Annotated in this window: 11 protein-coding genes and 1 pseudogene; 8 read left to right on the top strand and 4 right to left on the bottom strand. The window is 62.6% G+C overall.

The features are described 5' to 3' along the window. The first annotated feature begins 87 nt into the window (after positions 1–87). Complete coding sequence (locus ACTX90_RS17305; RefSeq protein ID WP_443442572.1) at positions 88–1,566, top strand: MFS transporter; 1,479 nt, start codon at positions 88–90, stop codon at positions 1,564–1,566. A gap of 100 nt (positions 1,567–1,666) precedes the next feature. Here the strand turns inward: ACTX90_RS17305 and ACTX90_RS17300 are convergent, their stop codons facing one another. Beyond that, on the bottom strand, positions 1,667–2,851 hold the full coding sequence (locus ACTX90_RS17300; RefSeq protein ID WP_443442571.1) for a thiolase family protein: 1,185 nt from the start codon (positions 2,849–2,851) through the stop codon (positions 1,667–1,669). Positions 2,852–3,061: 210 nt separating this feature from the next. Between ACTX90_RS17300 and ACTX90_RS17295 the strand changes: the two genes are divergently transcribed. Next, complete coding sequence (locus ACTX90_RS17295) at positions 3,062–3,829, top strand: hypothetical protein (RefSeq protein ID WP_443442570.1); 768 nt, start codon at positions 3,062–3,064, stop codon at positions 3,827–3,829. Beyond that, positions 3,826–4,272 (top strand): nuclear transport factor 2 family protein, encoded by a 447-nt coding sequence (locus tag ACTX90_RS17290; protein WP_443442569.1) that lies wholly within the window; start codon positions 3,826–3,828, stop codon positions 4,270–4,272. The genes ACTX90_RS17295 and ACTX90_RS17290 overlap by 4 nt, the downstream gene beginning before the upstream one ends. A gap of 346 nt (positions 4,273–4,618) precedes the next feature. Here ACTX90_RS17290 and ACTX90_RS17285 read toward each other — a convergent pair whose 3' ends face one another. Further along, positions 4,619–5,740 (bottom strand): IS110 family RNA-guided transposase, encoded by a 1,122-nt coding sequence (locus tag ACTX90_RS17285; RefSeq protein WP_443442568.1) that lies wholly within the window; start codon positions 5,738–5,740, stop codon positions 4,619–4,621. 483 nt (positions 5,741–6,223) lie between these two features. Here ACTX90_RS17285 and ACTX90_RS17280 point away from each other — a divergent pair, with 483 nt between their 5' ends. The 3 genes from ACTX90_RS17280 to ACTX90_RS17270 all read left to right on the top strand — a co-directional run bounded on the left by ACTX90_RS17280 (position 6,224) and on the right by ACTX90_RS17270 (position 8,125). Continuing rightward, on the top strand, positions 6,224–7,012 hold the full coding sequence (locus ACTX90_RS17280; protein WP_443442567.1) for a hypothetical protein: 789 nt from the start codon (positions 6,224–6,226) through the stop codon (positions 7,010–7,012). Further along, a complete protein-coding gene (locus ACTX90_RS17275) occupies positions 7,009–7,470 on the top strand; it encodes a DUF4913 domain-containing protein (protein ID WP_443442566.1) in 462 nt (153 codons plus the stop codon). Before ACTX90_RS17280 ends, ACTX90_RS17275 begins: the two co-directional genes overlap by 4 nt. Before the next feature lie 211 nt (positions 7,471–7,681). Then, a complete protein-coding gene (locus ACTX90_RS17270; RefSeq protein WP_147407324.1) occupies positions 7,682–8,125 on the top strand; it encodes a hypothetical protein in 444 nt (147 codons plus the stop codon). 31 nt (positions 8,126–8,156) lie between these two features. Here the strand turns inward: ACTX90_RS17270 and ACTX90_RS17265 are convergent. Both ACTX90_RS17265 and ACTX90_RS17260 read right to left on the bottom strand, forming a co-directional pair. Continuing rightward, positions 8,157–9,354 (bottom strand): annotated as a pseudogene (locus tag ACTX90_RS17265) (IS110 family RNA-guided transposase). A gap of 835 nt (positions 9,355–10,189) precedes the next feature. Continuing rightward, positions 10,190–10,603, bottom strand: coding sequence for a winged helix-turn-helix transcriptional regulator (locus ACTX90_RS17260; RefSeq protein WP_443442565.1), 414 nt, complete (start codon positions 10,601–10,603; stop codon positions 10,190–10,192). A 392-nt stretch (positions 10,604–10,995) separates the two neighbouring features. Here ACTX90_RS17260 and ACTX90_RS17255 point away from each other — a divergent pair, with 392 nt between their 5' ends. Together ACTX90_RS17255 and ACTX90_RS17250 are read left to right on the top strand one after the other, a co-directional pair. After that, positions 10,996–11,805 carry an NADP-dependent oxidoreductase gene (locus ACTX90_RS17255; RefSeq protein WP_443442564.1) on the top strand — a complete coding sequence of 270 codons (810 nt, stop codon included), beginning with the start codon at positions 10,996–10,998 and terminating at the stop codon, positions 11,803–11,805. Between the two features lie 391 nt (positions 11,806–12,196). Further along, the gene (locus ACTX90_RS17250; RefSeq protein WP_443442563.1) at positions 12,197–13,468 is read left to right on the top strand and encodes a hypothetical protein; all 1,272 of its coding nucleotides are present in this window, start codon (positions 12,197–12,199) and stop codon (positions 13,466–13,468) included. Positions 13,469–13,549 lie beyond the last annotated feature (81 nt).

The following is a 13,549-nucleotide window of genomic DNA, read 5'->3' as shown; positions in this document are numbered from 1 at the left end:
CCGGACTTTCTTTCAGTACGCATTACCCAGCGCCCGGTTCCCCGGGCGCTGTCGCAACCATGCACTGACAACAGCAAAGGAAACACGATGGCGTCGTTTCTAGACAAGCAGCAAGCCGCGACCACTCGGTCAAGCTATGCAAAGATCATCACCGTGCTGATCGCCACGGAACTGGTCGGCACCTTTGAATCCGCGATGATCTTCATCGCCCTGCCCAGCCTAATGGCCGAGTTCCAGACGGACGCGGCCACCGCCGGCTGGGCGGCCACCTCCTTCCTGCTCGTCGCCGCGGCCTCCGCCGCGATCTGCGGCCGCCTGGGAGACATCTACGGACGCAAGAAGATGCTGGTGATCGTGCTGTGCATCTCGGTGGTCGGCTCGATCATCAGCTTCACGGCAGGCTCCATCATCGGGGTCATCATCGGCCGCGCATTCCAGGGCGCGGCGGGCGCAACGCTGCCGCTGGGCCTGGGCATCGCCCGTGCGGGCATCGAGAAGGACAAGGTCCCCGGTGCCATCGCGCTGGTCGCCGCGGTATCCTTCATCGCCGGCGCCGGCGGCAGCCTGGTCGCCGGCGTGCTGCTGGACCTGGGCAACTGGCACGGCCTGTTCATGGTCTCCGGCATCCTGGGCCTGATCGCAGCGGTCATGGCCATGACCATGCTTGACCGTTCCACCGGACTGAGCAAGGACGACCGGAGGATCGACTACATCGGAGGCTTGCTCTTCGCCCCGGCCGTGGCACTGGTGCTCTACGGCGTTTCGAACGCGGCCGCCTGGGGCATCACCAGCGCCCGCACCTTGCAGTTCGTGCTCGGCGGCCTGGCCCTCGCCGCGATCTGGATCTGGTGGGAACTGCGGGTCCAGAACCCGATGATCAACCTGCGCCTGCTGAAGACCAACAAGATGGCGTTGACCCAGCTGGCCACCGCGATCCTGAGCGTGGGCCCGCTGGTCGCCGCGCAGATCATCGGCCCGATGATCATGCTCTCCCCGGCCGGTTTCGGCGTGGGCCTGGGTCTGTCGCCGACCATGGGCGGACTGGTCATCTTCGGCGCCGCGTCCGTGGCGTTCATCTGCTCGCCGATCAGCGGGAAGATCGCCGCGAAGGTGGGTGCGCGCCGTTCGCTGCTGATCGGCGTGGTCATCTGCGTGATCGGCTACGGGGCGCTGTTCTGGGCGCAGTACAGCGTGCTGAGCTACATCATCGCGATCAACGTGGTGTTCATCGGCACCATGTTCGCCTACACCGCGTTCCCGAACCTGGTCGCCGAGTCGGTGCCGGTGGAGAACACCAGCGAGGGCATGGGCATCAACACGGTCACCCGAACCATCTTCATGGGCGTGGGCACGACCGTGACCACCATGGCGCTGGCCTCCTCCACCGTGGAGGGCGTTGGCGTTCCGTCGGAATCCGCCTACACGCTGACCTACACGATCGTCCTGGCCACCAGCCTGATCGGCTTCGTGGTTTCCTGGCTGATCCGCGACCGGAAGAACGGGAAGCGTGCCGCCGGCACTGCTGCCGCCGGTAACGAGGATCTGGTCGGAGCCGTCGAAAGCTAAGCCCAGCGGGCAGCAGGCAACACAGGCAAGAGGCCGGGGAGGGACCCAGTAATCGGTGTCCCTCCCCGGCCTCTGTGCCGTGCGCGGGGTGCGGCGCGGATCAGGCGCCGGTGCGCTTGATCAGCGCGGCCAGCGCCTGGCCGCCGCCGATGCACATGGTGACCACCGCGTGGTCCAGGTCCCGGCGCACTAGGTCCTTGGCCGCGCGCAGCAGCAGGATGGCGCCGGTGGCGCCGATCGGATGGCCCAGGGCAATGGCGCCGCCGTAGGGGTTCACGCGTGCAGGATCCAGCTTCGCGTCCCGGATGACTGCCAGCGCCTGCGCGGCGAAGGCCTCATTGACCTCGAAGGTGTCGATGTCCTGCGGGGACAGGCCGGTTTCGGCGAAGAGCTTGTGCAGGGCCAGCGTCGGGGCGTAGCCCATGTAGGCAGGATCCAGCGCGGCGGTGGTGACATGCTCCAAGGTGGCCAGCGAGCCCAGGCCGAGCTCCTGCACGGTCTGCTGCCTGGCCAGCAGCACCGCGGCGGCGCCGTCGTTGATGCCCGAGGCGTTGCCTGCGGTCACGCTGCCACCGGCCCGGAAGGCGGGCTTCAGCAAAGACAGGCTTTCGGCGGTGGTGTCCGGGCGCGGGTGCTCGTCGACGCTCACCGTGGCCGGCTTGCGCCCGCCGGTGGTCACCGCGGTAATCTCCTCGGCGAAGGCGGCCAAGGCTTCGGCGGTGCCCGAGCGGCGTTGGCTTTCGGCGGCGAATTCGTCCTGCTGCTCGCGGCTGATGCCGTACTTGTCCGCCACGTTTTCAGCGGTGACGCCCATGTGCTGCCCGGAGAACGGGTCGGTGAGCATGGCTACCGTGCCATCCAGCACGGTGCGGTTGCCCAGCCGGGAGTTGCCGCGGGAGTCGTAGTCCAGGAACGGCATGCGGGACATGGATTCGGCGCCGCCGGCGAGGATGAATTGCGAGCCGCCCCAGGCCAGCTGCTGGGCACCGGACCAGATGGCCTGCAGCCCGCTGCCGCACAGGCGGTTGACGGTGAACGCGGGAGTGGATTCGGGCAGCCCCGCGCCGAGGGCCACTCGCCGGGCAAAATACGCGTCCGGGCCGACCTGGCCCACGCAGCCCATGATGACCTCGTCGACCTGTTCCGGGGCGACCGAACTGCGGGACAGCGCCTCGCGCGCGGCAATCTGGCCCAGCTCATGGGCCGGCACCGAATTCAGGCTCCCGCCGTAGCGGCCTACGGGGGTGCGTGCGCCGTCGAGAATGGCGATCTTTTCTGTAGACAAGTCGGCTTCCTTAGATCCTGGTAGTTAATGCAGGCCCACGGCCATGCCACATGCCTGCCACGTTACAAAAAAGTCCTAGTGGCGGGCCTGGGATGATCCCGTTCTCCGGGATCCTTCCGGCAGCGCCCGCCGCCGTTGCGCGAGCATGGAGGGCGGGGACCCCCACCGGGTCCGCGCGGCGACCCGGAAGCTTCCGGAGCAAGGATTTTCATGTTCTCCGATTTGGCGTTCTTCTCCTTCGTCCAGCTAGACGATGACTCGCTGCATGGCGCGTACAACCGCTGGCACCAGCTGGATCACCGCCCCGAGAACCTGGCCCTGCCCGGCGTGGCCTGGGGAGACCGCTGGGCCCGGGTCCGTGAAGAGGATCCGGCGCACGCCGCCGACTCGGCGTTCGCGGACACCGATTTCGTGGCGATGTACTGGTTCCGGGATCCAGTGGAGCACAGCGTCGATGCCTGGGACCGCCTGGGCGAAGCGTCATTCCAGTGGGGCCGCGGGCCCATCATTCCCGGGGTTGAACGCAAGCTGCTGGCATTCTTCCGCCCGGTCAAGGGCTACTCCGCGCCGCACGCGCTGGTCAGCCCCTACGTGCTGCCGTTCCGCCCGAACCAGGGCATGCACATCACGCTCACCCGCTACCCGGAACCGCACGGTCTGGACGCACACGACAGCTTCCGTTGGGAAGACACCGAGCTGATGCCGGAACTGCTGAAAGTCCCAGGGGTCGCCGGAGGCTGGACCTTCTCCTTCAGCCACGCGCAGAAGCACAGCACGCTGCCTTTCGCGGACACCGTGAGCCACCAGCCGGGCGAACTGCGGATCCGGCTGCTGTACGTGGACGGGGAACCGGAGAGCACCGGTGCAGCGATCCGCGGCGCCGAACAGCAACTTGCCGCCGAACCCTCGGTGCCAAAGGCCGGAGAAGTCCTCTTCTCCTCGACACTGAGCACAATCGTTCCTTGGAGGGACTGGTGAAAAACATCGAAGAGCGCCTGCAGGCGCTGGAAGACCGGGCTGAAATCCTGGACTTGATCGCAAGCTACGGCCCCTTCGCCGACTCTGGCAACGGCCAGGCCATCGAGAGGCTCTGGGCGGAAGGCGGGACCTACTCCTTCGACACCATCACGCTGCAGTACGAAGACCTGGCAGGGCTGGTCGAATTCGACACCCACAAGGACTTCATGGCCGCTGGATGCGCGCACGTCGGCACCGCGCCGTCGCTGCGCATCGACGGGGACGCCGCAGTGGCCACGAACCACTCGTTGGTTTTCGCCCGCCGCGGCGAGCCGTGGACCGCCGAGCGCGTCAGCGCCAACCGCTGGGAGTTCGTCCGCACCGCCGAGGGCTGGAAAGTGTCCAAGCGCGAGAACCGGCTGCTGACCGGCAGCGAATGGGCGCGACAGTTGTTCAGCAACTGATATGTAGTTGATTTTGTCAAGGTAGGCATGGCAAGGCGACCCCGCATCCGACAGGGTGCGTGGTCGCCTTACTGGTTCCCGTGGACCTCGATCTGCAGTCCGGGTCGTGACTCGTGCTGTGTTTCAGCGACGACGTGGTCGATTCTGATATCCGCGGGTTGGTTACCGCATGACGACGTTTCGGCGGGAAGTAGAGCCGCTGGTCTAGGAGCGAACGTCGCGGGCTATCAGCGCCTGAGGCAGGCAGCAAATCGCCGCGGTTCATAGTTGCGACGCGGGTTGCTTCCACGCTGTCACGAACCTCTCCGTCGAGTCAGGGGTTCACGGGAAGTCCGGGGGAGAAGGTTCAGGACTCCATGACGGTGTCCTCTGTGGTGCGTTGCTGGGGTTCGGCCAGTGCCCAGCACCAGCCGGCCAGTTCACGGGCGATCGCGACGTTCGCCACGCACCGGCGCTTCTTGCGTTCCTCAAACGCTTCCCATCGCTGGTGCAGCCGCTGGTTCGCCCGGTGCGCCAGGGCTCTGGTTTCCGGTGTCGCGGCATCCCATCGCCGGCGTAGGGTGCTGCTGGGCTCGTAGTACGGGCGGGCATGGTGCCAGGCAGCCTCGACCAGCAGCCGGCGTGCATGCTTGTTCCCGGTCTTCGTCACCGATCCTTGGGAGCGGGTCTGCCCCGAGGAATGCTCACTGGGCACCAGGCCCAGATAAGCGCCGATGCTGTTCCCGGTAAACCGGGTCCAGTTCCCAATCTCCACGGCCAGGCCAAACGCGGTCAGGGGGCCGACCCTGCGCAGGCACTCCAACGCGGTGACCACCGGCGCATAACTGCTGGTCGTGGCCATCAGCTCGATCTGCGCATCGAGTCGGTCCCTGCGTTCGATGACGGTGTCGACCATCCCGATGGACTCGTGCAGGGTCATCTGCAGGGGCGGGATATCGAACCTGATCGCCTCCAGCCAGGCCCGGTGGTCCGCGGTCCAGGCTTTGCCGCCGGGATAGAGCAAGTCGTGGCGCAGCAGTAGTTTCGAGAGGCGGTGCCGGGAACGCATCAAATCCATCCGGGCGTCTTCGCGCAGCCGTACCAGGTCCCGGGCCGCTTCTTCGTCCAGGTCCGGGACCCGCACCTCGGTGACCTGGCCCAAGGAGAGCAGCCGGGCCAGGTGCTCGGCATCCCTGGCATCGGTCTTGATCCTTTCTCCGGAAGGCCGGATCAACCGGGACGGGGCCGCAACGACACACGCGATCCCGGCCGCAGCCAAGGTGCGGGCCAGTCCGTACCCTGTCGGTCCGGCCTCGTAGGTAGCCCGGACGGTGGAAATCTCACCACCATGGGTCAGGATCCAGTGGCGGACACCGGCTGCGTCCATGGCCAAGGCTGCGCGTTGCACTTCGCCGGTTTCCGGGGTGATGGCACAGATTTTCACGCTACGGGCATGCACGTCCATGCCGATGAAAGTACGCTGGTACATAGCTGGAACCTCCTCGTTCATCTGTTGGCACCAACACAACAGTGGCGCCACCGACCCGAGGAAATCCACGGGTTCGTGGTGATGGTGTTGGTGATCCACGCTACGCCGTAGAGCGTTCAATCATTATGAAGCGGAGGTTCCAGCCCTGACCAGACCTGCCGAGCCCTACACCTCATATCGTCTAGTGGTGCTCGTGATGCGGCAGACATGGGAACTATCGCGGCATGAGCCGAGACGAGGGTTCGAAGCGATCGATTTAACCAAGTTGTATTTGCTACATTCATGACACTGTGGTGCGTTCAGTTTTTCCGTGCTGACACAAGACGGAGCGAAGGCTGAAGCGCCGTAACTTAGATAACCGGCAATGAATCAGTACTCGATAAGTTCTGGCATGCAACCGGTTCTGAGGCAAGTGCTGGACAGGTGACTCTTTTGGCGTTGGTTACTAAACACGGCGCAAACAATAGCACCAGTCGCGCGTTCATGACTGGTGCTGATCGTATCCGGAACCAGTTCGGGATCAATGTGGAGGATCTGAACCGGGATCATCCCACGGCGGCGACTGACTGGCACCGGGCTTTGCATGATGCCCTGGACGACTATTTGGCTGGTCAGCGAGCCACCGCGGAGCCGCCACCCATGGGTCAGGAGCCGTGGTTTGCGCAGCCGCAGGGAACGTTCCGGAATTACGACTACAACAACGCTCTGGAACGTGATGTGGAGATCAGCAAGCAGGAAGCGTTGCGTCTGCTTGATAGCATGCCAGCGGATACGGTGAGTGACCGGTCTATTAATGGACGCGACACCATCAGTCATGTGCCGTCCTGGTATGGGAACGACGATGAGGTAGACCGGGCGATTGCCGGGAAGTTCCCGCACCTGGTGCCCGAAGGCGCGAAGCTGCCACCGCAGACCGCTACTGCCGAGGCGGCGGAAGCCCAGCAGGATGAGGCCGCTCATCAGGGGCAAGCCGAACGGGCCGAGGGCGAAGAACACCTTGACCGGGCGAACGCTAAAACTGCCGAAGCCGAAGAAGCCGGTAAGCCGGCCCCGGCTGGGGCTGGCCCGGAGGATGCGGGCAAGCTGCCGTTAGATCGGCACAGTGCCGCCTCTGAACGGGTGATCGCTGTGTGGAAGCAGAAGGGTGGTAAGGATGCTGATTTCCCGTTGCCGCCGAGCACGCAGAATCCGCAGCCGGCGATGAAGCACCGCAAACGCGTTGTGTCCGCGGCGGCCCCGGCTCGAATCCAAGGACAGGAGCTGTCGCGATGATCGGCATCCCACCGAATAACGATGAGCTGGATCTGGACGGCGACGAGACCCAGGAGCCGACGGCACGGCCAGCGGCCCCGTCGCGGGACACCGGGCACGCGGAGCCGGAGCGGCCTTTCGCGTATGAGGATGCGCAGCAGAGGTTGCGCGGCTACGCGCTGCCGCGTTACCTGCGGAAGTATGGGCCTTCGGGGCGTGCGTGGGCGCCGAACTGGTATGAGTACCCTGAAGTGTATTCGGTGATTACCGCGTTGTGGGAGACGTGGGAGCAGATGCGGTGGGACGGCCCGCAGCAGATCCTGGTGTTCTACCGGGACTACTTCTACCCGCTGATGGATCGGCTCACCGCGCAGGATGGCCCGTTCCACGCGTATGACAAGGTCATGCACCCGCAGCTACCGGAGATGTTCCCTGTGGCTGAGGCTCCGGAGGGGTACTTCCGGTCATCCGTGCAATAGGGCTGTTGTCGCAGGAACGAACCAACGGGAAGATAAGGAAACTGCTTCAATAGCTAGTGCAGAAGCGCTGGAGCACAATTAATGCAGGCTCAACTTCCTCGTTTGCCGAAGTGAAGTTTATACATGCTACTGTTTGATTTAATTTATTCAGACAGAAGCAGTGTATTGCTTCTTTGTTGAAGTTCTTCATCAATTCAAAAGTAAAGGTGACATGAGACTCTGGCGGCATATTTCTTCTGTAACTGTGCTCGGTATCGTGTGTAGTTCGACACTTGCTTTCCCGGCATACGCGAGTGAAGAAACACCAAGCAGCTCCTTAGAGCAACTGATCACTGATTATGCTCCTGAAGAGATACCGATGGCTGAGACGGATATGGAAAGTGGCCGATTCGAGGCGAAAATTGACCGCACTGAGGTGGCTATCGATTCAGGATCATCTGCAAAAATTGAGATTACTGACTCTAGCGGAACGGCCCGATTAGTTCCTCTGCCCAATAAGAGTCTCTCCGAGGGTAAAGAATCATCGGAGGGCTCTGTCCATTATGAAGTTGAAGACGGAACGAGGCTGATTGCTCAACCTCTGCAAGATGCTTCGGTTCGGTTATCCGTAGCGATTACAGATGCTTCACAGCCCCAGGAATTTTCTACGATCTAATCCCTGATGGGGGGTGCCCCTATGTATTTTGTCAAGCAGCATCCACCACCGGAGCATCGTCAAGCGACCTGTCCCGGATCATGGCGAACATCACCGTCAGCCGGCGATGGGCCAACGCGATGAGCGCCTGGTTATGACGTTTTCCCTGGGCCCGTTTCCGGTCATAGTAAGCGCGGCTGGCAGGGTCGAAACGGATGGACGCGAACGCCGAAAGGAACAACGCTCGCTTCAATCTCTTGTTGCCTGAATGGCTGACGCGTTCGGATTTGATCGAGGTGCCCGACTGGTGGGTGACGGGCGCCAACCCAGCATAGGAAGCCAAGGCGGCGGCACTATCAAAGGTCTTGCCGGAGGTCTGAAGCAATGAATACTGCAGTGGTCCTGACCGCAACCCCTGGCCTGGACGTCAGGACCGGGCAAAGAGGGCGGAACTCCACCATAGCTTCAAGATGGGAGGCTACGTCGGCTCGCTGGGCATGCAGGGCGATTAGCTGCCGGGCCAAGTGGGGAATGACCAGCCCGGCCGCCTCAGTGCCGACCACGACCACTGTCTGCTCATCCACCGCGTCCAGGATGGCGCCGGCCCAGGCGGTGTGCCGGCGGGCTCCGTGCTTTGTCAGGTTCGCATCGATCCTGGCCTTGCCGGCATGCTTCAACGCTGCTGGGATAGGCCAAGCGGCGAGGACTTAGAGCACCGCATCATGCTCCAGCCACGGACCGACCACCCGCTCGAGCGAGGGCTGGATTTGGGTGAAGAGCCCGCGGATCCGGTTGCTGGTCTGGGTGATCTGGCGGGAGAGATCCAGGTCGAAGCCGGTGAGCATGCCCAAGGCGGCTTCTTCCTCATCCGAGACCCGCACGCTGCGCAGCGTATGCGGCATGGTGCGGGCCGCGGCAGCGATAATGAACGCATCCTTTTCGTTGGTTTTGGCCGTGCCCGGATACATGTCCGCGATCCGTCGCATGGTCAGCCCGGGCAGGTAGGCCACGGTGATGCACAGGTGCTGGGCGACCGCGACGGCCAGGGCACCGATGGTCGCAGGCTGGTCCACGACCACCAGTACGGCGCCTTGGGCGCTGAGAGCCTGGTAGACCTTGGTGAGCTTTGCTTCGTCGTTGGGCAGGGTTTTATTCCAGATGGTGGTGCCCTCCACCGTCACGGCGCAGCCCCAATGGTCGGTCTTTCCGACGTCGAGCCCGAGGAAAATATCGATTTCCGTGGTGTTCATGACCGGTGCTCCTTTGAACCGATGATTTGTTCACGGTCGACCAACCGTCGGTAGCAAAGCCTTACACCCACGTTACGACTGGCGTCCAGTGTTCCTGGCGCCGTGCCCCTGATTAGCAATCACCTCGCTGCCATCCAATCCCGGTGGCAACACCCCCCCGGACTATTGGATATGCAGGGGCAAGACACCGTGCCGGGATTGGCCGGCCGACAGCTCCCATCATCCTCGGGTGAGGGAGCTATCAACAAGGTAACGGGTCTGCTGAGATTCTCGAAGAGCATGTCCTTATTCAGGATGCGAACGAAGAAATTTATGGAACTGTTGCAGCACCCTGGGCTGTAGACAGTGCTGGACGCCCAGTTCGGACTACTTATGAGATCAGAGACAATCTCGTAGTCCAGAAGGTCGAACACAGTTCAGATAATACTTACCCGGTGATTGCTGACCCTCTATTCAAACCCTGACAGACAGGGGCCCGGTCCCGGGCTTAGTACTGGTATCAGCCGTTATTCTAATGGACTGTACTCTTGCGCTGTCTCGGACCCGGCTGTGGCTGGTTGGTCGTGAGCACCTGGCGCGAGCCAGCCCTGGCATTCCTGCTTTGGAGGCGATCCTGTTAGCTCTTCAGGGCAGCGGCCGGTGCCTCAGGTCGGCCTACAGCCGATAATAGGTGACGGGTTGGTCCGGTGATGCCGGCTCCGCGGCGGGTTGTCTGTATCCCGACGGGTCCATGGAGCGCGGGCGGACGCGGACTCCGGTGGTAGATAAGGAAGTGCCCTCTTGCCCCCGATCGGCCTTGCCCTGCATGCTTTTGGTGTCCGGCCGGCACGGGGCGTCAGGTGATGGCCTCTGCCGTGTCGAATCGGATGCGGTTGTCCTGGATCTCGTCGTGGTGGGTTCCGGCCCAGTCGATCAGAGTGGTGATGGCGATGAGCAGGGTGGTGCCCAGATCAGTCAGTGCATACACCACCCGTGGGGGCACCTCGGGATAGGCGGTTCTGGTGATGAGACCGTCACGCCGCAGCTGGTGGAGGGTGTGGGTGAGCATTCGCTGGGAGAGACCCGGGATGGAGTGAAGCAAGTCGGTGTAGCGCAGGGGCCCGCCCTGAAGCGAACTGACCACGAGCACGGCCCACTTGTTGCCCGCCCGCTCGATGATCTGCCGGATGGTTTCCCCGTGTTCCGCCGGCCAGCGGGAACACGGCCCGGACAGTGCCCCAGCCTGCCGGATGCTCGGGTCGGATTTCATGGCGCACCTGCCCTTCCTGTTACGCACACGCGTGTGCCTTTTGTATCGAATTCAATACTGTCCCATTATGGAGTTACGCACCATGTGTAAGAAACCGGTTTAGGGCCATCCGACCAAGGCACTTGAAAAGAATGGCCATCTTCGTTTTCAATCATTTGGCCGAGACCGACAGGACCTGCACGGTCGAGACCATCACCCCGGGCCGTCACGTTTGACGTTCGGCTTCGCACGCACCCAACAGCGGAAGGTTCAGCCGATGCGGCAGAAACGACCGCCCACACCCAAACCATAGGAAGGCTATGTTCATGCGCGCCGCAACAGTTTCCCACTTCGGTGGACCCGAGGCAGTCGAGATCACAGAGGTCCCGGTACCTGTACCGGGACCCGGGCAGGTGAGGATCAAGGTCAGCGCGGCTGCGCTGAATCCGGTGGACGCTGCCATGCGTTCGGGGGTCTTCGGCGGTGAGGGGGAACGGATCGGCCTCGGCTGGGATGTTGCCGGCACGATTGATGCCGTGGGGGCCGGGGTCAACTGGCCTGTCGGGGACCGGGTCATAGGCCTGGCCACGGGCCACAATGAGCCGCTGGGCACACATGCCGATTACGTCGTGCTTGACGCAGAAGCCATCGCCCCGGCCCCTGCCTCCCTCGACGATGTCCATGCCGCGGCGCTGCCCCTGAACGCGCTGTCCGCAGCGCAGGCCCTGGGCCTGCTGGCGGTGCGGCCGGGGCAAAGCCTGCTCGTCACGGGAGCGGCCGGCGGGGTCGGGGGGCACACAGTGGAGTTGGCCCACCGACAGGGCCTGGAGGTCACCGTGCTGGCCTCCGCCGGCGACATACCGTTCCTCGTCTCTCGCGGCGCCAACCACTTCCTGACCCGCGGGGCGAACCTTGCACCTGCCGGCTTCGACGGTGTGCTCGACGCCGCAGGCCTGGGGAACGAGGCGATCGCCGCAGTCCGGGACGGTGGCTCCTACGTCGGCTTGTGGCCGGGACAGGAACCGGATTCGGAACGCGGCGTCCGTGTCGATGCGCTCGACGTGCGGGCCGACGGCGCCCAGCTCGCCGAGCTTTCCCGCCTCGCCGACCAAGGTGAAATTAGGGCCCGCGTCGCACAGACCTACCCGCTCGATGAGGTAACGGCAGCCCACGCCAGGTTGGCTGAAGGTAGCCTGCGCGGACGGCTCGTCCTCATCCCCTGACTCAGGAGGCCGATGCCCATCCCCACCACCACGGCGAGCAACCCGGGGCCCGGGACATCCATGGACCCCAACGAACGAATTGGTGGATACGCGGGCGTAGCCGATCAGTTTAGTCATCGGTCCTTCAAGAAGTGTCTCGCAACTAATGGTGCAGACATGATTTTACGCCATTGGTTGCGATACATAGTTGTGAGAATTTTGGACCGTTGAGATTCTGTGGATTTTTTGCCAGGGAGTGGCGTGCGGTGAGACGTCTTGCAACCTATGGGTTGTGAGACGTTCGTGTGTTGTGACACACACGTACGAATCCGACGGCACCATGCTTGCGTCGGTTAGTCAGATTCCTGATCGGGCGTTTCACAGGGAATGTTGCGTGCGTTTTAATTACCCCATGACCAATCCTAGAATCGATCCCGTACCCGATGACTTGATGAATGCCGTCGTGGGACAGTACTTGAAATCCGGCGACTTCAACGGACTCTACCTCTATACGGATGTCGATCCCGCTCTTGTGGAGGTAGCGAAGGGACTGGTCATTGACGGCAATCTCCAGGTAATGGTGTCGGAGGTTGACTACCCGAACCCACACATCCGTCCTTGGCCTTCGCGGCGCACAATCGAATCACAGAGCGATTCGCTCGACGGGATAGCCAGCGAGGGATACGGCGTGGTGCTCTACCCAACGCCGCTTGCATTGAAAAGTGTGCGCGTTCCTGCTCGCCTAAAGGGGCAACCGTTCGGCTCGGCGTTGGCGAAGGGACGTGGGGCGCTCGAACTGGCCTATTTCAGCTTCGACGTGCTCGAGCCGTATCGAAACGATCCGCGCTATCACTTCCGATATTGGGACTTCGGCGTCGAGATGGGCATTGGCGACGATGCTTATCTCGATGAGACCGAGCTCGATAGGGACAAGGTCTCGCTGAGCCATATCGGGTTCGCCTACGACCTCTCCAGTTATGACCGAACTGACGGTAATACGCCGATCGTGCGCCGCGTCGCTGCGTTTTACGGAGACCTGGCCAAACTCACTCCTGAGCACCAGCAGCGATGGCATTCATATCAGGTGAAAGACGACTGTCTCGAACCGCACCCAGCGTGGTGGAGTGCTCAGATGGGCCACTGGGAAGACGGCATCGGCCCGTTCGACCATCTGTTCCTTGAACTCAAGAGCCTCAACGCACTATGGACTGGAGCCTTCAGTGAAACCCTGTTCAAGCACACCGACCGACCACTGGATTTTGGTTGGCTCCTGCGTCCTTCGCAGCGTGAGTGGGACGAGTTCATCGTCCAGCTCGATAAGCTGCTCTCGGACAATATCCGTCACGACGGTCTGGACGCAGCCGGTGCGCGACGCAAGGATAAAAACAACCAGAATCTCGGCACACTGACCCGGTTAGCTGCTTATCTGGAGGAGGACAGGGGTATCGAAGCGACCGTCGTGAAGGATTTTATGCGGCCGCTACGGGAGGTCCGCCAGGCCAGACAGAGGCCAGCCCACGCCCTTCGCAATAACATCACAGACAAGACCTTCGTGCATCGTCAAATCGTACTGCTCGAGGAACTGAACGACTTGCTCAGAGAGCTGGTCCGGTGGTTGTCCACGCACCCCAAAAACCAAGGGTGGAAGCCGGACCTTGAACCGGATGTGTACTACCGAATGTAGGTTTGTGTAACAATGCGGACAACGCCGTCGGTGCGGCGTCAGCGCAAGATCGCGACGATTCGCGAACTTATTGATGCTAAA

This window comes from Glutamicibacter soli (assembly GCF_052322135.1).
GTDB lineage: Bacteria > Actinomycetota > Actinomycetes > Actinomycetales > Micrococcaceae > Glutamicibacter > Glutamicibacter soli.
This window is presented reverse-complemented; position numbering and strand designations above follow the sequence as displayed.